Source organism: Archangium gephyra (assembly GCF_042230915.1).
Lineage (GTDB): Bacteria > Myxococcota > Myxococcia > Myxococcales > Myxococcaceae > Archangium > Archangium gephyra_B.
In genome coordinates, this window is sequence record NZ_CP102578.1 from 2,715,033 (window position 1) to 2,734,990 (window position 19,958).

The following is a 19,958-nucleotide window of genomic DNA, read 5'->3' on the forward strand; positions in this document are numbered from 1 at the left end:
GCCATGTCCTTCCTGCGCAGGCTGAAGGTCCGTCACAAGCTCTCGCTGCTCAGCGTCATCATCCTCGCGGTGTTCGTGGCGAGCCACGCGGTCCATGTGTACGCGCTGAACGAGTTCCAGGTTGGCGGTCCCGTGCACCGGCAGCTCAAGCTGCAGTCGGAGACGTACGACACGGTCCAGGCGCTGCTGGGGGAGCTGCACGCCGCCCGCGCGGTGCTGCACCTCATGCTCGCGCCCTCCAGCGAGGATGGTGCGCGGCTGCTGCGCAGGCAGTGGGAGGAGATCGCCGCGGGCGTGGACGCGCGCTTCGAGCGGGCGCTGGCGGTAACGGATGCCCCGGACGCCCGCCTGTACGTGGAGGACGCGCGGGGGACCTGGAACGGCTACGCCCGGGCGGTGCGCACACGCGTCTTCGCCGCCCCCGAGGCCGAGCGGAGCCGGGCGCTCGCGGACTTCCTGGAGGGGGCCCACACGCGCCGCTATGCGCGGCTGGCCGAGCTCCTCGAGGCGGCGGCCAACAGCCTGCGCTTGCGCTCGAGCGAGCTGGAGCTGGAGGTGGGGCGCACGCTGCGCGAGGCGTGGTGGGGGCTCGCGCTGGCGGGCATGGGGCTCGGGCTCTTCCTGCTCCTGTTCCTCATTGGCGTGGGGCGCTCCATCACCCAGCCCCTGCGGGCCTTGATGGTGGCGGCGCGGCAGGTGGAGAAGGGGGACCTGTCCCTGCAGCTCGCCACCCCGGGCGAGGATGAGATTGGCCAGCTCTCGCGCATCCTCGGGCAGATGGTGTCGCAGCTGCGCGAGCTGATGCGGGCGGTGCGGCAGGCGGGCCTGGAGATGGCCGAGGCGGTGGAGCGCCTGGCGAGCGCGGCGGACGAGCAGGGGCGCAGCATCGAGCGGCAGGCGGCGGCGGTGACGCAGACGAACGCGGTGGCCGAGGAGATCAGCCAGACGTCGGACCTGGCGGCGAGTCAGGCGGCCGGCGTGCTGAACGCGGCCGAGCGGGCCGACGAGGTGGGGCGCTCCGGCATGGCGGTGCTGGCCGAGAGCCTGCGGGGCATTCAGGAGCTGCGCGGCCAGTTCGATGCCATCGCCCAGCACGTGGTGGAGCTGGCCGAGCACAGCGTGAAGGTGTCCACCCTCACGGAGACGGTGCGGGACCTGGCCGAGCAGAGTCACGTGCTCGCGCTGAGCGCGGGCATCGAGGCGGCACGGGCAGGGCAGGAAGGGCAGGGCTTCCGGGTGGTGGCGGTGGAGATCCGCTCGCTGGCGGACCGCTCGGTGAAGGAGACGGTGGCGGTGCGCGAGCAGCTGAGGCGCTCCAGTGGGGCCATGCGCAACACGGTGGCCATCACCGCGAAGGGGCGCGCCCGGATGGAGGAGGAGCTCGAGCAGGTGCGCACGGGAGGCGAGCGCCTGGAGGAGCTCACCCGGATGCTCCAGGAGTCGAGCACCAGCCTGCGGCGCATCGTGAAGGTGGTGAAGCAACAGCACGAGGGCGTGGGGCAGATCTTCTCGGCGGTGAACGAGCTGTCACGCACGACGGACAAGGCGGTGGTGTCGGTGGACGCCATGCGCAAGTCCGCCGAGCAGCTGCGCAGCACGACGGCCCGGCTGACCGACGCCCTCTCCGGCTTCCGGTTGTGAGGGCCGCGCTGGCGTCCGCTCACCGAGTGACTTCAATCGCCGGGTGGGATCAGGTATCAGCCCGGACCCATGAAGCTTGGCGGCTACGTCATCCACGGAAACAACCGCGACACGCTCGGAGCGTGCCTGGAGAGCCTGCGCGCCGTTTGCGACGAGGTCGTGGCCCTGGACTCCCAGTCCACGGATGGCTCGGTGGAGCTCGCGCGGAGCATGGGCGCCCGCTCGGTCTCCCACGCGTGGAGGGGCTACGGGGCCGCACGGGCCGCCGCCGTGGAGGCGTTGGGCCCTTGTGACTACGTCTTGTATCTCGACTCGGACGAGCGCCTGGCGCCGGAGGCCCTGCCCGTCATCCGGGCCTGGCGCGACTCCCACCCGGTGGAGCCCGCCTACCGCCTGCCGTGCCGCGACTGGGCCGAGCTGAAGGGGCACCGCTTCCGCTATCGCACCCACTGGCGTGCGCGCCTGGTCCGCCGGGATGCGGCCGTATGGCGCCCGGAGATGATCGTCCACGAGGCGCTGCCCCGGATGCACGCCCCCCGCCTGCACGCTCCCATCGATCACCGCTTCGCCACCTCGCTCGAGGGCCGCGCGGAGAAGGAGGAGCGCTATGCCCTGCTCTGGGCCGTGCGCGCCTTCGCGGAAGGCAGGCGGCTCAAGCCCGCCGCCCTCCAGCGCCCCGCGCACCTGATCCGAGATTGCCTGGTGCATGGCGCGCTCTGGCGCGGAGGGCTGGATGCGTTGCGGCTGGCCTGGGCCGTGTCCAACTACCACTCCGCCAAGTACCGCCACCTCCACGCGCTGCGACAGGGCGGGTTTCACGAGCTGCGGAAGGCCTTCGACGAGGGCCGCTACGGGGAGGTGTTCGCCCTCGTGCGGGAGGAGCGCACCCGGGCCCCGTAGCGGATACCGGGTTACAGGCGGAGAAGTCCAGCCCGTCATCCCCGACTCGAAGCCCGGCTTTGTAGAGGAGTGGAGCCGCGACTACTATCCGCCCGATCGTCTCCTCGGGGGCTTGATGTCCAACCAGTGGATTCTACCCGGTCCATCCTCACCCTACATCGTCGTCTGGTGGAATGACGAAGAGGCCAAGGACACGGGCCGCCGTGTCTCCCCCTCTCAAGTGAGCAGGGTGCTCGATCAGTGGCTCCGCTCGCGCAAGCAGAGCCTCCGGGAGATCTACGAGGCACTCGAGGGCAGCCAGTCTTTGGGATTGTCGGGCTCTCGGAGAGAGCAGGAGGACGAGTTACTCAAGAAGCGCCTCGCTGAGGCGTTCTCTGTGGGGAGGCTGGTGGCACTCACGGGAGCGCGCGCCGCCCCGCAGCTCCAGGTCAGCGCCCAGCAGGATGCTCCACCTTCGCGGCGCTATGGTCCCTTTCGCATCAAGGTTCTCAAGAAGGTGCGCGGCGAAGACTTCACCGTGCTCGGGTGCAAGCAGATCTTCGGCCTGAAGACGGACACGGAGGCCCGGGCCTTTGTTGCCAAGAAACACGTGACGACCCGGGACTTCAATCTCACCCATGAGGATGTCAGCCGCGGCTTTCTCGATGTGTACATCAGCGCGAGCCTCTACGAGGAGGTGATGCGCTCGCGGCTCGGGTTGGACGCTGAGCAGTTTGCGGCGGCCGCAGAGGCTCGACGCAAGCGGCTTACCGAGCGCTCCGAGCAGGCGAGGGAAGCTCTCCGCACGCGCGTGGATCACGAGTTCGAGCGCGTCACCGGGCGAAAGCCCGTGGGCACGAATTCGGAGGATGACCGTGAGCTGTGGGCTCTGCTCCAAGACGAGGTTCTCCGCCAGGAGGAGACCCCCTCCCAGCGCGGTGCCACCCCCGTGGCCGTCATCCCCGGCAAGAAGGTGGCGCTGGCGCAGTCCGTGGAGCGACAGTCTCCGGAGGGCGAGGAGGTCAACGACCTGGGAATCGTCATCTGGGATGGGGCGCCAGTGCTCCGGTTGCGCGCCAGCCCGTCTACGAAGGACGACAACGTCATTGGCGGCCTGCCTTTCAACACGCTCCTTCACGTGGTGAAGCGCCTGCCCGGCAGGTGGTTGCAGGTATCCACCCGGGACGGACGCATGGGCTACGTCTCCGCGGACTACGTCTGGCTTGCACCCCAACATCCGCTGCCCGAGCCGAACGTGCGACTCCACCGGGTCGTCCCAGGCCTCTCGGGCACCGCCATCGCCATCGCCGAGGCTCACTTCGAGAACATCCGGTGGGGGCAGGATCTGGGCTTCTACGTGGCCGTGCTGGCGGCGGTGAACAAGCGCCCCATCCCTCGCACGGTCAAGGGGTGGAAGGAACTGCGGTTCCAGGCCGGTGAGCTCATCTGGGTTCCCAGCCAGGAATTCGCCGAGGCACTGCGCGGCCAAGTCAGCAGTGGCTCATATAGCTATGAGGCCGCCGCCGAACTCGGCGTGGCCAGGGCCCTCGAGCGGATCGGTCAGCTCCAGGCCGACTTCCGTAAGGCCATCCGGCTTGCCCTCCGGCACATTGGCCCGGCCGTCCGGCGGCATGTCGAGGAGTCCATTGTCTCCATCCTTACCTCGCTGCTGTTGCTAGCGGCGGGCGCGGTGGTGCTGTTGGCGCTCTCCACGTTGATCGGTGCGGTGATCGGGTTCGTGCTCGGCGCTGGGGCGGGAGCCGCGCCTGGGGCCGCCGCTGGCTTCAAGGTGGGGTTGGCGCTGATGGAGTGGCTCGGGCTGGGCTTCCTCCTCAAGTGGATCGGCGACTCTGTCACGCGCATTGGCTCGGCCTTTGCCAGGTTCTTCACCAGCGTATGCAACGCCCACGGAGACCACGAGAAGCTCGAGCAGGCGGCGCTCGAGTTGGCCGAGGCGATTGGCATCTGCGCGGGCGTGCTGGTCGAGGCGCTGGTCATGTGGGCTGCGGCCAAGGGAGTCCAGACCGCGCTCGGCAAGCTCAAGGGCACCGCGTTCGCCAGGGCCTTCGGAGAGAGCCGGCTGGGCACCTGGCTCCGGAAGAGAGTCGGCGAGTACAAAGAGAGCGGCTCGAAGCTTCCCTCTCCCCGTGAGGTGCTTTCCCGCGTGCAGGTGGCTGCGCTCGCCAAGGAGTTGGGCATCACCAAGAGCGCGGCCGAGGCTCTGCTGAGCGTGACAGATGCCGTGACGCTCAAGGGGTTGAAGGGGGAGCTCGGCACCAACGGCCTCAACTTCCTCGGAGGCAAGCCGCGCGTCTTCCGCGAGGCCTTCTTCAAGACGCTCGAGCAGGTGGGCACCGACGGGGTCGCGCGTGCCTCGCTCATGGAGTCGCTGCGGCTCAACCAGAAGGGCACCCTTGCCAACTCAGCGATGCAGAGCGCGCTCAATGCCTACCTGGCGTTCTTGACGCGTCACGGCCAGCGCGTCTCGGGCGATTTCATGAGCCGCTTCTGGCGCGCGAACGCCCTGGACAAGGCCGAAGCCCTCGCCGAGCTGCGGCTGGTGGAGGACATTCTGGCCGGCAAGACTCCGCTTGGGCCCGGCCGGCAGGTCAAGGGCCTGGCCGAGAGCCCCGTGCCCGGTGAGAAAATGCCCGAGTTCCGGGTGGAGTTGCCCTCGGGGAGCCGGCTGGCGGAGTGCAAAGCCATTGGTGAGGCCGGCAAGCCGCTGTCGGCGACCTCTGTCAGCAGCAATGTCAGCAAGGCCCATAGCCAGCTCAAGGCCGAATCAGCCAGGAGTGGGGAGGCCGAGGGGCTCATCCGGCTCGATGCTCGCGAAGCGGGTAACACCGATGTGAGCACCGCACAGCTCGCCGAGTGGGCCTCGAAGAACTCCCCCAACCCACGAGACAGCCGCGCCACACGCTGGGTGGAGATCTTCTACAAAAACGTCCATGGACAGCTCGTTCGCGTGGTGCTCGAGTTGAAATCCGGGCGCTTCGCGGTGCACTTCGAGCAGGTGATGAAATGAGCTCTTGGCGAGACGAGGACACCCTTGAACCGCTGCTGGATACCTGGCGCCGCTTCAAATACGCGGCCAGCTGGACGTGGCACCCACGGAGCCGGCCAGCGAGCGACGAGGCCCGTGAGCTCAATGTGTGGGGCGCGGGTCAGCTGGCCGACTTGCTGGAGGTCTTGCGCCCCATCGCGCGAGTGCGCACCGCCCATTTCAACGGGCCGCCGGGAGCGCCACCACCCCCGGTATTGGAGTCCGATTGGAACGAGCAGGAGACGTCCCATACCGGGTTCGAACGCAGGCTGGTCGAGCTCGTGCGGACCACGCATGGCCCGCTCACTGGGGTGGAGCTGACGTTCGATCTCTATGTCTGGGTACGCACCGCGACAGCCCGAGCGCCAGTGCGAGGCTGGGTGCGCGGCGCTGCGGAGGGAGTCCTCCTGTTCGAGACGCACGAGCCCTATGGCGTGTTATCGATGGACCACACATTGTTCCGGGACGGAGCAACGCATGGGGACTCCAACGCCGAACTGCACCGTCTCAACAATCCGCTGCTCAAGGAGGCCCTGGCGGAGATCGAGGTGCGCTTGGGGCCCATTGAGCACGTGGAAGGACTGCCAGGCGTGACTCGTACGGGGTTCGACTCCCTCCGCTGACCCCATAGCTCGGCCCCCGCCGTCTCCGGAGAGAGGGCGGGGGCGGGACGGCCATCACAGGCGGATCAGCTCCACATCATCCATGTGGATGTAATTGCCCGGGTTGCCCACGCTGGCACGGGTGTGGAAACCCAGCTCGAGGTAGCCGCCGGAGACATAGATGGCAGGCGTCTCCACCAGCGTCCAGTTGCCGTACGTGCCCAGGTCCGTGAAGACAGGCGCGCACGAGCCGCACGTCTTCGCTTGGAGGCGCGCGATGTCGAAGCCGCCTCCCTTGCGCACCCACGCGCGGACCTTGTAGTTGCCCGCCGCCAGCCCCGAGCGCGGCTGGTACGTCCACACCTCGAACGGCGACGCGTTGTTCCAGTGCGACAGGTGGTACGCGCCGGAGTGGCCCCCGTTGTACGTCTCGGAGAAGTCCGCCGCCTCGGTGCCGTTGGGGCTCCAGGTGGCCCAGCCCGTCATGTCCGACTCGAAGCCCGGGTTGGTGAGCGAGACGCCCGTGGCGCCGCCCTGCTGGTACCAGCGCACCCACTCCACCTCCATCGTCTTCCTCACGCCGGAGGGCAGATCGATGCTGGCGGGGCTCGGGTTGCCGTACCAGTTCCCGCCCAGCGCCAGGTTCAGGATGATGTAGTGCGGCTGCTGGAACTCGGTCTCGTTGTGGTAGTACGTGTTCGACACGATGTTCCCGTCCAGCCGGAACACCATGCTGCTGGCGGTCCACTCCACCTCGTAGGTGTGGAAGGAGTCGGCGAGGTTGTAGCCGCCGCTCGCGCCCGTGCCCCAGTCCGCCTGCCCGCCGTTGTACCAATGCGTGGCGGCCTTCATCCACGTGGGCTCATTGGAGTGCCACTCGAGGATGTCGATCTCCCCGCAGCCCGGCCATCCGGCCGAGGAGATGTTCCCGCCCAGCGTCCAGAACGCCGGCCACATGCCGTAGCCGGAGGGCACCTTGATGCTGGCGGCGATCTTCCCGTACTGCCGCTCCACCTTGCCCTTGGTGTGCAGGCGGCCAGAGTAGAACGAGCGCGGGCCGTAGCCCGTGCACCGCGAGTCCACCGGGTTGTCGCTCGTGCGCTCCGCGGTGAGGACGAGCTTGCCGCCGCCCACCGTGACGTTCTGCGCCCGGGGGAACTCCAGCTCGCCCGTGCCGAAGTTGCAGTTGTTCGTGACGGGATCCCAGTTGCTCGTCAGCACGGTCCAATTGCCGGTGTTCAGGCTCGTCCCGTCGAACTCGTCCTGCCAGACGAGGTTCCAGCCGGCGCCCGGGTTGTAGCCCAGCTCCGCCTGCTCCCGGGTCCCGAGCGCTTCAGGCTCGGACTCCACGGTCTCGGGTGCGCAGCCGGTGACGGCGGCGAGACAGCTCGCGGCCAGGAGGCTCGAAATGAGGGTGTGTCGGTTCATGGTCTTTCCTGTGTGTGAAACACGGTTCTCTGGTCAGTTCACGCCCACCGCGGTCCAGCTCTCCTGGACCTTCTTCACCTCGGCCGAGTTGGCGCCGTACAGGTCCGTGGCGGCCTGCACCGTGGCCTGGCGGGCCTGGGCGAAGGTGGTCTTCGGCGTCATGTAGTGCTCGAGGGCGCGCGAGAAGATCTTCAGGCCCTTCTCCATCCCGACGCCGTCCTTCACCTCGAGGCCGGAGGTGCGGTTCTTCCCGCCCTGGGCCAGCAGGTAGAAGGCGTTGTTGGCGATGCCGCTGGAGCCGTGGACCTCGGTCTGCTTCGGGTAGTTCTTGTAGTTGTCCACGGAGTAGCCGTCCTTGGTCGGGTCATCCATGTAGCGCAGCGCGTCCCCGTTGCCGTTGGCCGGCGTCCACGCGTCCTCGCCCACCTTCCAGTCGAACTCCACGGCGGAGTTCTTCTGCGCCGCGTACCACTCCACGCCCGAGCCGATGATGTCGCTCATCGCCTCGTTGAGGCCGCCGGACTCGCCCTCGTAGAGGAGGCCCGCGGTGCGCTCGGTGAGGCCGTGGGCGATCTCATGCCCGGCGATGTCCAGCGTGGTGAGCGGGCCGGCCGTCTTGCCGTCGCCATCGCCGTAGTTCATCTGCGTGCCGTCCCAGTACGCGTTCACGAAGTTGGTGCTGATGTGCACGTTGGACACGAGCTTCTCGCCCTTGCCGTCCAGCGAGTCGCGGCCGAGCACGTCCTTGATGAAGTCGTACGTCATCTGCGCGCCGTAGTGCGCGTCCACCGCGGCCCGGTTGCGCGTGGGGTCCGACGTCTCGCCCCACACGTCGTTCTTGTCGGTGATCTTCACCGGCCTGGTGGCCTGCTCCTTGTTCTGCGCGTCGAGCGTCACCACGCCCTTGCCGCGGCTGGCGTCCTCCAGGCTGTAGGTGCCATCCGTGTTCTTCTTCGTGGAGAGCTCCACCTTGCCGCTGTAGAGGCTGGTGTCATCCGCCTTGCCCGTGGTGGGCGTGGTCGGCTTGCCGGGCACGGGCGCGGGGGCCGGAGCCGGCGTGGAGCCACCCGTGGTGCCGCCCGCCTTCGCCTGGGGCAGCTCGATGCCGCCCATCTGGTTGAAGCTCGTGAGCATCTCGCCGCTGTTGGCGTCCACCAGGTAGTTCATGCGGCGGGGGCGCTCGTCGCCCTCGAGGCCCTTCGTGTGCGTGAGCTCCACGTGGAAGGCCGAGTGGTAGTTGCCGTCCTTGCCCTGGTAGATGACGCGCTCGGAGGTGGGCGCGCGGTCCGTCCTGCCCGCGAAGTCCTTCTGGGCAATGGCGAGCGCGTCGTTGGCCGACAGCTTCACCGGCTGCGAGCCCAGCCCGGCGGGGATGGTGGAGACGTTGCCCGTGAGGCCCGACACCTTGCCCTGCTGATCCAGGTGGCTGATGAGCTGCTCGCCGAAGACCTTCACGCCCTCGTGCGTGCGGTCCAGGCGCACGTGCGTCATGCCCAGCGCGTCACGCTCGACGGAGCGGGGCGTGACGGACTGGGAGATGCCGGCGCCGGGCGCCACGCCGCGAGCCAGCGAGCCCGTCTGCTGCTGGAGGAAGTCGAGCGACTTCTGGATGGCGGCCTGGGCCTGCGGGCTGCTCAGGGCCAGCGGGCCGGTGGTGGGGGAGGCGGCCTGCTGCGCGGTGAGCGCCACCGCGGTGCGCTTGCTGGTCGGCGCGAAGCTCGAGGCCGACTCGAAACCCGTGGTGTTACGGGCCTGGCCCTTCGGCGAGGACAGCGGGAGCTCACGGGGGGTGGTGGTGGACGTCGTGGCGACGGACGGCTTCTGGCTGCGGTTGGAGATCTGCATGGCGGGAGTCTTTCTGTGAGTAAGTCTCGTGCGCAGTGCAGAGCAGGTTGTGTGCCAACGCGTTGCGTCATGGCGCTCGAACCCGAAGCCCTTGAATTCACACGATCTGCCCAGGGGACTCGCACCGGGGCTGATGACTCCCGTCACCATGCCGCACCGGGCTCCCCCTGGTGACTGCCGTCACGGGGTGGTGACGGCTGTCACCACCTCACTTCACGCGCCGCCGTCGCGGTCCTCGAGCCCGTGCTTGCGCAGCAGCTTGCGCAGGTAGACGCGGTCGATGCCGGCCTCGCGCGAGGCCCGCGAGATGTTGCCCTCGCAGCGCTCGATGAGGCTCTTGAGGTAGTCGCGCTCGAAGCCCTCGATGAGCCGCTCCTTGGCCTCCTTGAAGGGCAGCTCCAGCTCGGCCGTGGTGGTGCGCGGCCCGTCCGGGCCTCCGTCACCGGGGAGCGGGGGCATCTCCGGGAGTGCCTCCTCGCCCAGGTTCACCACCTGCTCCACCACGTTGCGCAGCTCGCGCACGTTGCCCGGCCAGGGGTACTGGGTGAGCAGTGCCCGCGTCTGCGCCGACAGCGTGCTGGGCGGCTTGCCCATCCGCTCCAGCACGGCGTCCACGAGCAGGGGGAGGTCCTCGGGCCGCTCGCGCAGGGGCGGCAGCGTGACGCGCAGCACGGCGAGCCGGTGGAACAGGTCGCGGCGGAACTTCCCCTCCTTCACCGCGTTCTCCAGGTCCACGTGCGTCGCCGCCACCACCCGCATGTCCACCGTGCGGTAGTCGTTGGCGCCCACCCGTTTCACCTGCCGGCGCTCCAGCACGCGCAGCAGCCTCGGCTGCAGGTCCAACGGCAGCTCGCCCACCTCGTCGAGGAAGACGGTGCCGCCGCTCGCCCGCTCGAAGGCCCCGGCCCGGTCGCTCTGGGCGCCGGTGAAGGCCCCCTTCACGTGGCCGAAGAGCTCCGACTCGATGAGCGAGGGGGCGATGCCCGCCAGGTCCACGATGACGAAGGGCCCCTTGCCGCGCTTGCTCTCCTGGTGGAGCGCCTCGGCGCACAGCTCCTTGCCGGTGCCCGTCTCGCCCTGGATGAGCACGTCCGAGCCGCCGGGTGCCATGCGCTCCAGCAGGGTGAAGACCTCGCGCATCTTGCGGCTGCTGCCCACCAGGGCGCCGAAGCGCTCGCGCGCCGAGAGCAGCAGCGAGCGCTCCCGGGTGTCCTCCGGCACCAGCTTGAGCTCGGTGGTGCCCAGGGTGATGACACTGCCCGCGCGCAGCTCCAGCTGGGAGAAGCGCAGCCCCTCGCAGAAGGAGCCGTTGCGCGAGTCCAGGTCGACCGCCAGCACGTGCTCCTCGCGGACCTGCAGCTTCAGGTGCTGCCGCGAGATGGTCTTGTCACTCAGGACGACGTCGCACGTGGGGGCCTTGCCCACCGTGTACTCGCCTTTCTCGAGCGAAAGACTGCGCCCTGCTTCCGCGCCAGAGAGCACCAGCAGCTTCAGCCGAACCCGGCCTGGACCGGCCCGGTGCAGGGTCGCTGTCGCGCCCGAATTCTCGTCTTCTTCGTGCGACGCCACGGGCGGACGCTATCACGCTCCGCGCTCCCGTGACACGGCTTGTCACGGTTCCCGGAGGCCACGACCCTCACCCCCCGCCCTCTCCCAGAGGGAGAGGGAGCATGCGCAATCCGATTACAGGCGCGTCGGGCGGCGGGTGGGCTTCACCGGGCGGCGCTTGGACTTCTCCGGCTTGGGCTCCTCCTTCGGGAGGGACTCGAGCCACGTGTCCACCTCGGACACGCGCGGTGCCATTCCGGCCTGGGTGAAGCGCTCGCGGGCCCGGGCCGCCTCGGCGCGTGCCTCCGGCTGTTGGCCCGTCACCCAGAGCGCACGGGCCAGGGCGAAGCCCGACACCGCCAGCACGTCCGGCGGTGCCGAGGTGAAGGCCACGGCCTGCCGCAGCGGCTCGACCGCGTCCTTCTCCCGTCCCAGGCCCAGCAGCGCCTGGCCCACGCCGTCATAGGAGTATTGGAGTTGCTCGTCCTCGGGGGGCAGCGCCTTGCGCTTGGCCGCGAGCGCCTGCTCGAACGCCGCGAGCGCCTCCTCGTGGCGCTTGAGGTCCAGCAGGCACATGCCCACCTCGTCCACGGCCTCCGCGGCCTGCACGCTGTCCTTGCCGAAGAGCGCCTCGCGGACGCCCGCCGCCGCGCGCGCGTGCTCCAGGGCCTGGGCGTGCTGTCCCATCTCCCGCAGGCTGTAGGAGAGCAGCAGGTGGCGCCGTGCCATGTCCGGGTGCAGCGCGCCCACCGAGGCCTCCGTCTGCTTCAGGGCCTCCTCCAGCAGCGCCACCGCCTTCGGGCCCTCGCCCAGCTCCAGCATCACGCGCCCCAGCAGGAAGGTGGTGCGCGCCCGCTTCGGATGGCCCGCCGCCAGCGCCTTCCCCTGGAGCACCCGCGCCTGCTCCAAGAGCGCGCGCGCCTCCGCGGGGCGTCCCTGGGACATCTCCAGGTTGGCCCGGTTCACCAGCACGTCGCTCTCCAGCACCGGCTCGCCGCCCAGGCGCCGCAGCGTGGCCCCGGCCAGCCCGCCCCAGCCCTCCGCCTGCCCGAAGTGCTTCTGCCCGTCCTCCACGAAGAGCAGCTTGTTGAGGATGGAGACCTTCAGCCGGTCCGCCCGTCCCGCCTCGGCGTCGTAGACTGCCTGCGAGAGCAGCTTCGCCGCCTCGGTGGACTCGCCCAGCTGCTCCTGGAGCCAGCCCAGGTGGAAGCGCAGCTCGGCCACCAGCGGCAGGTGGGTGGTGGCCAGCACGGGGGCCTCCAGCTGGCGCGCCTTCTCCAGCGCCGCCGGGTAGCGGCCGGCGTCCACCATCGCCTTCACCTCGGCGAGCCGCTCCTCGAGCCGCGCGATGTCGGCGCGTTTCGCCGCGTCCGAGGGCAGCCGCTGCTGCTCGGAGAGCGACTCCGCGTCCGCGCACTCCTGCAACGCGGGCAGCGCGTGCGCCGCGTCCAGCGCCTTCTCCACCAGCGCGCCGTCCGCCTCGGCCAGCACCCCCACCAGGGCGCCCAGGTCCTTGCGCCGCCGCTCCAGGCACACCACGCGCCGCGACAGCAGCTCCTCGGGCTGCGTCCCGTGCACGCGCGTGGCCTCGCACGCCTCGGTGCGCTGCCGCGTCCACCCGGCCGCGTACTCGTCCAGCACGCCCAGCACGCGCGAGGCCGTCTCCTTCGCGAAGGGCTTGCCCGTGCCGAGGAAGGCCGCCTCCACCTTGCCGCGCGCCGAGGGCTCCCACACCCCGGCCATCAGCTCCCCCGCGCCCGCGCACAGCCGGGACTGCCGGTACGCCGTGCCTCCCACCACCGCCAGCCCCACCGCCACAGTGCATGCCGCCGCCACCCACCGCTGCCGCTTCACGCGCCGCTGCTCCTGCGACAGCGCCGCCAGCAGCTCCTTCATCGATGGGAAGCGCGCCTCGGGGTCGAGCGCCAGCCCGCGCATCAGCGCCTGCCGCACCCACGCGGGCACCTTCTTGTCCTTCGGCGGCTCCTGGATGAGATCCGCGGGGACGGCCTCCGGCTCCATGGGCTCGGTGCGATCCGACGCCTCCGGCCGCGAGCGCGACGTGGCGAACGCCCGCATGCGCGAGGACTCGAAGGCCCGCTTGCGGTAGAGGCCCCAGTAGAGCGCCGCGCAGAAGCTGAACTGATCCGAGCGCGCGTCCACCTCGCGCCCCTGGTACTGCTCCGGGGACATGTAGTTGGGCGTGCCCAGCACCACGCCCGTCTGGGTGAGGGTGGCCTCCAGCATCCGGCGCTCGGGCGGCAGCAACTGCCGGGCCTCCTCCGAGAGGGTGTCCTCCTCCCGCTCGGGCGCCCCCACCTGGAGGGCCAGGCCGAAGTCGGTGACGTAGACGCGGCCGGCGCGGCTCACCAGCACGTTGGCGGGCTTGAAGTCCCGGTGCACCAGCCCCGCCTCGTGCGCCGCCTGCAGTCCCCGGCCCGCCGCCAGGAACTGCTCCAGCACCTCGCGCCAGGAGCGCTCCCCCTCCAACCAGTTGCTCAGCGTGCCCCCGTCCGCCAGCTCCATGGCGAGGAACACCTGATCGCCCCACACGCCCACGTCGAAGATGGGGATGACGTTGGGGTGGGAGACCCGGGCCATGGCCTGCGCCTCGCGCAGCAGCCTCGCCCGCGCCGTCTCGGAGATTTGCCCCTCCGTCTGCAGCAGCTTGAGGGCCACCTTGCGATCCAGATCCGGATCATACGCGGCGTACACCACCCCCATGCCGCCCTGGCCCAGCCGCTCCAACAGCAGGTAGCGCCCCACCTGGGAGACGGGTGGCACGTCCTCCGGCGCCCGGCCCCGCTGGGAACGCGAACGGCCGGTGTTCGGCGCGGACCCGCTCGTGCCCTTCCCCTTGCTCCGGCTCTTCGACTCTCTCATGGGTTTCGGAGGATTCCACCTGGACGGTTTGTTTGCAAAACTGCTACATTGTGCGCTGTCCGAAGAAACTTCTGACGGCCCGCGTCGATAAATACGCAAGATTCGCGATTTTCCAAGTCAGGTGGGGTTCGAGATGAGCGTGAAACTGTCCTCGCTGGTGGGTAGTGCCCTCTCCCGGTCGCTGGAGATTGCCTCGCAGCCCAGGGTGCAGGCCCCCACGTCAGCCACGCCCGCTCCGGCCAGTGTGACCAGCACGGCGGTGCCGGGTGGCAAGGATCTGTTCGAGCAGATCTCCCAGGTCCAGAAGGAGTGGGAGTCGAAGTTCGCGGATGCGATCCACGCGATTGCCCCGGAGCTCGAGCAGCTGGCGCCCGTGGAGACGAAGTCCCTGAAGGACCTGGTCAACTCGGTGAACGAGAAGCACAACGTGGTGGCCGGAGACCAGGCCGAGAAGGGCAAGTGGAGCAGCGCCACCCCGGTGCTCCAGCAGACCGAGGACGCCAACTGCGGCGCGGCGGCGGTGGCCATGCTGACGAAGGCCAAGGGCGGCAAGGAGGCGGTGTCCGACGCGCAGCTGATGGACGAGCTGGGCTCGCGCTTCGCCACCAAGGAGGGCACCACGCCCACGCAGCTCGCCAACATGCTGGCGCACGAGGGCATGGCGGTGAAGAAGGGGGCCACCGGGCTGGACAAGGGGGCGCTGGATGGGGCCCTGAAGAACGGCGGCAAGGCCGTGGCCATGGTGGACTCCAAGGACATCACCGCCCGCGGTGAGACGCAGGAGCCCGGCAAGGCGCACTGGGTGGTCATCGACGGCATGGACGAGAAGGGCCGGTACATGGTGAAGGATCCCGGCACCGCCTCCAGCTACTTCGTGAAGCCCGAGGAGCTGAACAAGGCGATCGACGCCGGGCGCAACAAGCACCAGTCCGGCGGCATGCTCATCGTGGAGAACGAGCAGGCCGCGGCGCCCGAGACCGAGTCCGTGCGCGCCCAGGAGTCCGCCAGGAACGCGGAGGCGCTCGGCAACACCCCAGGCGGTGGCTCCAACTGGCGCAACTTCGGCCGTGAGTCCTCCTAGTCCCAATCCGGGCTGAGCTCCATTCCGCCGTCGCCGCCATGTGCCGTAGCAACCGCCCGGAGGGCAGAGAGTCTGGGCAGGCGACGGTAGAGGCGGCGCTCACCCTGCCGCTGACGATCTTCCTCATGCTCGGGACGCTGCAGCTCTTCATGCTGCTGCAGGCCCGGGCGCTGACGGAGTACGCGGCGTTCCGCGCCGTGCGCACGGGCAGCGTCAAGCATGGGGACTGCGAGGCCATGACGCATGCGGCGCTCGGGGTGTTGCTGCCCTCGTTCGCCCGGACGGATTCCCCAGCGGCGCTCGGAGCGGCCTTCCGCACCCACCGCGACAACCGCTATCACTCCAAGGCGGACGGGGGGCACACCGGCTCCATCGTGTGGATTGCCCGGGAGCGCCCGCTGGGCGGCTCGCTGCGTGGCGACGAGGAAGAGTCCATCGACGACGTCAACCGCTACGGCAGCGTGGAGGACGTGGTGCGGTTGGAGGCGCGGCTCGTCTTCTGGTTCCCCATGCGCATCCCCTTCGCCAACTGGGTGCTCGGCCGCATGTTCCTGGCCCAGCTGGGGCTGCGGGAGTACTCCTCCACGGATCCGCTCCAACCGGCCCGCACGGCGCACTGGGAAGGCCGGGCGCCTCCCGCGCTCGACGTGGCCATCCGCGAGGAGCTGCTCGAGCGCGCCGCCCGCCGCGAGTATGTCTTTCCGCTCCAGGCCAGCTACGCCATGCGGATGATGACGCCCGCGCGTCCCCGCTACTTCCGCAAGCAGAACTGCCCCCTCACGCCGGAGGGCCTATGAGCCGTTGCCGGCGTGGCCAGGCGATGGTGCTCTTCTGCCTGACGCTGCTGCTCGTCACGGTGATGGTGTGCCTCACGCTCTCGTTCTCCATGAAGGTGCGCGAGAAGATGGAGACGCAGAGCGTGGCGGACCTGGCCGCCTACAGCAGCGCGGTGGCCACCGCGCGCACCTTCAACAGCATCGCCCTCATGCGCCGTGCCCAGACGGCCCACCTGGTGTCCATGGCCGGGGTGCTGAGCCTCACCAGCTGGACGAGCATGATGCGCGCCAACCTCAACGCCGCGCGCATGGCCGCCCAGGGCTGTCCCGCCGCCGCCGCCGCCCTGGTGGCGTTGGACGAGCAGAACGCGGAGATCGAGCGCAAGTGGCACGAGCTGGATGCCCGCGCCGGCGTGCAGGCCTACAACATCCAGACGCTGGGCGGTCACCTGGCGAGCATGCAGGGCGAGATGTTCGGCCGGTTGCAGGAGGGCGTCGCTGGCGGGGATGCCTCGTTCGTCGCGCAGTTGGCGTCGCTGGCGAGCAAGGGCAGCCGCTTCAAGAAGGAACTGCGCGCGGGGAAGACGCAGGTGTCGGTGAACGAGCTGGTGCATGCCACCTCCGGGGGCAGCGGCCACGCCCTGGACATGGCCATGGCCACCCGGGGCTACGGGTTCACCACCCGCCGCCAGGGCCTGCCGTCCTTCACGGGGAGCAGGGGCATCCTGGGCGCGCTGGGCGCGGCGGGAGGCCGTGCGCGCATCATCAACGGCGGCGGCAGCGCTTATTGGGGCACGGCGCTCGGTCACGGCGGACGGGCGGACAAGACGTGGTTCACCTGGGCCGAGGATCATGCCCTGGTGGAGGTCACCTTCCCCGGCTGCGCCCCCTTCCGCGTGAGGGCCACGGCGGGGGTGAAGGCCACCGACCTCGAGGATGGCAGCGACAACCACTGGTGGACGCCCGCCACCCCGACGCTCGGAGCAGAAGACCCAGGCATGGAGAAGCAGTACCGGCACTCGCTCCAGTCCTGCTGGCCCCGCATCTACTGCCCGAGCACCTTCATCGGCGGCATGACGTACAACACGGCCGACGACTCGGACGGCAACCTCTGGGCCCAGCCGAAGCTCTTCGCGCTCGCCGAGCGGGACTACAAGGTGCGCGGCTTGCGCAGCGATCCCTGGAACCTCCTCTTCCGCTTCCGCTTCACGCCCGAGAGCGCCAGCACCTTCGACAGCCACGGCCTGCACCTGGCGGACGGCACGGACATCAGCGTGCAGGCCGCGCTCGCCACCGGGCTGGCCTACTACCACCGGCGCGGACGCTGGAACGAGCCGCCCAACCTCTGGAATCCCTTCTGGCGCGCCACCCTCGTGGCCGCGGACATCGACAGCGGGGGAGACCTGCGGCGCGGCGGCACCGACATCCCGGACACGGTGGGAGGTCCCGCGGCCGAGGCCTACCGGCAGCTCATCGCGGCTGGCTACAAGGGGGTGCACTGATGAGGGCAAGGCGGTGGGCCCCCCGGGGTCAGTCCACGCTGGAGCTGGCGTTGTGCCTGCTCGTCTTCGTCACGGTGGTGATGTTCGGCATCCACTTCGCCGAGGTGGGCTACCTGTCGCTCAAGGTGCACGAGGCCGCCGTCTCGCCCCTCTGGGACAGCACGGCGTTCCGGGTGCACCGGATGCTCGAGAAGCGGGACACCATCGGTGACTTCGGGGCCTTCCCCTCCATCGCTCCCCGGGTGATGGCCAACGCCCGCGATCGCTACCGCGACTTCGATGGACGCAGCTCCACCGTGGGCTCCCGCGCTCACATCACCCAGGCCTTCACCCGGGTGGACGACATGCGGGTGCGGTGCGCCCAGGACGAGGAGGTGGAGTTCGATCTTCCCCGGAGCCGGCGCCCCGCGCTGCGCTCACCGCTGCCCGGCAACTGGGGCACCTACCCGCCCGGACAGGACGTGGGGCTGCCCACCGACAGCGTGCTCGATGGCATCTACGAGAACCTGGGCGGCATCAGCTGCTCCGCGGAGGCCCACCTGGAGGGGCTTCCCACGCTGCCCACCGGCTTCATGGAAGGGGAGGGCGGCTTCTTCGACGAGAAGCACGCCACGCTGCTGGACATGAAGGTGTGCGCGACGGGCCGCGCCGTGGGAGGCAAGTGCCAGGGCCGCTACGGCATCCTGCTGGGAGACTTCGGCTTCTCGGACCCCGAGGTGAGCGGGCACTGCCCCCTCCGGCCAGAGCAGCCGGACGTGCCCTGCTCGGAGAACCCGGCCTTCTATTACGCGGCCATGAAGGTCTTCGACACCAACGGGCGCTCCGCCGGCCGAGATGCCACCAAGTTCGCCGAGTTCTTCGTGGGCGACAGCCCCATCGACGAGAGCGGCTTCTTCATGAGCTACCGCGGCGAGGAGGACGACTACATCGAGCGGGACACCCCCCGCGGTGAGTCCCAGGACGAGATCGATCGGCCGAGGAACACCGGCGGCGTGGACCACAAGCCGACGCCCAAGCGCCGCCCGTCCAACACGTGCTTCCTGGGGTTGCAGGAATGCTGAGCTGCCTGTTGGTGCTCGAGCTGTTGCTGGCGGCGGCCCCCGCGCAGCCGGCCCGCGAGCCCTTCCACTGGGACGTGCCCGGGCTGGTGTCCACCGTGGAGGTGCCGGACCGGATGAACGTGGGCGGCATCCCCGTCCGCATCCAGGTCTACACCTCCCGGGAGAAGCTGGAGCGCCTCCTCCAATACTTCGCCACCGCCTTCGACGAGGCCGGCTTCTACATTCAGCGCCACCAGCCCCGGTTGGCCGCCGAGCCCCACCTCACCGCGCTGGATACGCGGACCTTCACCTCGTACACCGTCATCCTCACGCCCGAGCCCGGAGGGCTCACGACGGTGGTGCTCGGCCAGGCGCGGTTGGGGGAGGCGCAACCGGCCCCGGCTCCCAGCTCCCTGCCCGTGTACGCCGGGGCGATGAATGTCCTCTTCGCGGACCTCGAGGGCGCACGGACGCTCACCTACCGGGCCCCCGCGAAGGAGGCCGAGGTGGCCGCCTGGTATCGCGAACGGCTCACGCGCGCCGGGTTCAAGGAGGAGTCGCCCCTGCTCTTCCGCCGCAAGGAGCAGGAGCTCCGGTTGTCGCTCTCGCAACAGGGGGGCTGGGTCGAGACCGTCCTCTTCCTCAAGACGGCCGGAGAGTTCCCCCCGCTGGAGCCCGAGTCGGAAACGCGGTAGTCACCCGCCGATGAAGCGTCGCACCTTCCGAGTCGAAGCCGCCCAGACGGGCCGTTCCCTGGGCGAGGCGCTGGCGGCGGAGCTGGGCGTGCCGCGCGAGGAGGCCGAGCGCCTGGTGGGCGTGGGCGCGGTGTACGTGGCCGGGCGCCGGAGCCGGGACGCGGCGGCGCGGCTGGCGGCGGGGCAGGTGGTGACGGTGGTGCTGGAGGAGGGCGGACAGAGCCCGCTCGCGGCGCCGCCGGCCTCGGGGCCCGCGTTGCGCATCCTGCACGAGGACGCGGATCTCATTGCGGTGGACAAGCCCGCGGGCATGACGGCGCAGCCCACCGAGGGGCGGGTCGGGGACAGCCTGGTGGACCGGGTGGGCGAGTACCTGAAGCGGCCGGCGGGCCTGGTGCACCGGTTGGACCGGGAGACGTCCGGGGTGACGGTGTTCGGGAAGACGCCCCAGGCGACGACGGCGCTGGCGGAGGAGTTCCGCGAGGGGCGGGCGCGCAAGCGTTACCTGGCGGCGGTGGGCCCGGTGGAGCTGCCCTCGGCGGGCACCATCGACTTGCCGCTGTCGAAGGACCCTTCGCGGCCGGGACGCTGGCGGGCGACGCGCGCGGCGAATGGGATTCCCGCGCTCACGGAGTACCGCGTGCTGCACGCGGGGGCGGACTTCTGTCTGGTGGAGCTGCTGCCCCAGACGGGGCGGACGCATCAGCTGCGCGCGCACCTGACGGCGCTGGGCGCACCCATTCTCGGGGACAAGCGTTACGGAGGCGCCGCGCAGGCGGGAGGGCTCGCCGCGCCGCGCTGCCTGCTCCATGCCCAGGCGCTAGAATTGGGGCATCCGCGCACGGGCAGACCGGTGCGGTTCGAGGCGCCCATTCCAGAGGACCTCGCGCGCTTCTTCGCGGCGGCGGGTGTTGTTGTTCCTCCGGGTGCCATTTGCCCTCTTGGCCCGAGTGCTCGCGGGTAGACCCTGGCCGTTGGGACTGGCTTCAATC

14 protein-coding genes are annotated in these 19,958 nt (G+C 69.8%); 10 read left to right on the top strand and 4 right to left on the bottom strand.

All coding sequences use genetic code 11. The features are described from left to right. Window positions 1–3 precede the first annotated feature (3 nt). From NR798_RS10840 to NR798_RS10855, 4 genes are all read left to right on the top strand, one after another. Entirely contained in the window at window positions 4–1,641 is a 1,638-nt protein-coding gene (locus NR798_RS10840; RefSeq protein WP_375771381.1) for a methyl-accepting chemotaxis protein, read from the top strand. Window positions 1,642–1,710: 69 nt separating this feature from the next. Next, window positions 1,711–2,541, top strand: coding sequence for a glycosyltransferase family 2 protein (locus tag NR798_RS10845; RefSeq protein ID WP_375771382.1), 831 nt, complete (start codon window positions 1,711–1,713; stop codon window positions 2,539–2,541). Window positions 2,542–2,656: 115 nt separating this feature from the next. Next, window positions 2,657–5,548 carry an SH3 domain-containing protein gene (locus NR798_RS10850; RefSeq protein WP_375771383.1) on the top strand — a complete coding sequence of 964 codons (2,892 nt, stop codon included), beginning with the start codon at window positions 2,657–2,659 and terminating at the stop codon, window positions 5,546–5,548. Further along, complete coding sequence (locus tag NR798_RS10855; RefSeq protein ID WP_375771384.1) at window positions 5,545–6,189, top strand: hypothetical protein; 645 nt, start codon at window positions 5,545–5,547, stop codon at window positions 6,187–6,189. The genes NR798_RS10850 and NR798_RS10855 overlap by 4 nt, the downstream gene beginning before the upstream one ends. A gap of 54 nt (window positions 6,190–6,243) precedes the next feature. Here the strand turns inward: NR798_RS10855 and NR798_RS10860 are convergent, their stop codons facing one another. From NR798_RS10860 to NR798_RS10875, 4 genes are all read right to left on the bottom strand, one after another. After that, window positions 6,244–7,596 (bottom strand): family 16 glycosylhydrolase, encoded by a 1,353-nt coding sequence (locus tag NR798_RS10860; RefSeq protein ID WP_375771385.1) that lies wholly within the window; start codon window positions 7,594–7,596, stop codon window positions 6,244–6,246. Between the two features lie 33 nt (window positions 7,597–7,629). Then, window positions 7,630–9,441: a M4 family metallopeptidase gene (locus NR798_RS10865; protein ID WP_375771386.1), complete on the bottom strand. Its 1,812-nt coding sequence runs from the start codon at window positions 9,439–9,441 to the stop codon at window positions 7,630–7,632. A 213-nt stretch (window positions 9,442–9,654) separates the two neighbouring features. Continuing rightward, window positions 9,655–11,010, bottom strand: a complete 1,356-nt coding sequence (locus NR798_RS10870) for a sigma 54-interacting transcriptional regulator (RefSeq protein WP_375771387.1) — start codon at window positions 11,008–11,010, stop codon at window positions 9,655–9,657. 114 nt (window positions 11,011–11,124) lie between these two features. Further along, entirely contained in the window at window positions 11,125–13,872 is a 2,748-nt protein-coding gene (locus NR798_RS10875; protein WP_375771388.1) for a tetratricopeptide repeat protein, read from the bottom strand. 133 nt (window positions 13,873–14,005) lie between these two features. Between NR798_RS10875 and NR798_RS10880 the strand changes: the two genes are divergently transcribed. The 6 genes from NR798_RS10880 to NR798_RS10905 all read left to right on the top strand — a co-directional run bounded on the left by NR798_RS10880 (window position 14,006) and on the right by NR798_RS10905 (window position 19,930). Next, window positions 14,006–14,953 carry a cysteine peptidase family C39 domain-containing protein gene (locus tag NR798_RS10880; protein ID WP_375771389.1) on the top strand — a complete coding sequence of 316 codons (948 nt, stop codon included), beginning with the start codon at window positions 14,006–14,008 and terminating at the stop codon, window positions 14,951–14,953. A gap of 125 nt (window positions 14,954–15,078) precedes the next feature. Then, complete coding sequence (locus tag NR798_RS10885) at window positions 15,079–15,750, top strand: pilus assembly protein (RefSeq protein WP_375771390.1); 672 nt, start codon at window positions 15,079–15,081, stop codon at window positions 15,748–15,750. Further along, window positions 15,747–17,231: a pilus assembly protein TadG-related protein gene (locus tag NR798_RS10890; RefSeq protein WP_375771391.1), complete on the top strand. Its 1,485-nt coding sequence runs from the start codon at window positions 15,747–15,749 to the stop codon at window positions 17,229–17,231. The genes NR798_RS10885 and NR798_RS10890 overlap by 4 nt, the downstream gene beginning before the upstream one ends. Continuing rightward, on the top strand, window positions 17,231–18,292 hold the full coding sequence (locus NR798_RS10895; protein ID WP_375771392.1) for a TadE family protein: 1,062 nt from the start codon (window positions 17,231–17,233) through the stop codon (window positions 18,290–18,292). Before NR798_RS10890 ends, NR798_RS10895 begins: the two co-directional genes overlap by 1 nt. Beyond that, window positions 18,286–18,966 carry a hypothetical protein gene (locus tag NR798_RS10900; protein ID WP_375771393.1) on the top strand — a complete coding sequence of 227 codons (681 nt, stop codon included), beginning with the start codon at window positions 18,286–18,288 and terminating at the stop codon, window positions 18,964–18,966. The genes NR798_RS10895 and NR798_RS10900 overlap by 7 nt, the downstream gene beginning before the upstream one ends. Before the next feature lie 10 nt (window positions 18,967–18,976). Continuing rightward, a complete protein-coding gene (locus tag NR798_RS10905) occupies window positions 18,977–19,930 on the top strand; it encodes an RluA family pseudouridine synthase (protein ID WP_375771394.1) in 954 nt (317 codons plus the stop codon). The last annotated feature ends 28 nt before the right edge of the window (window positions 19,931–19,958 follow it).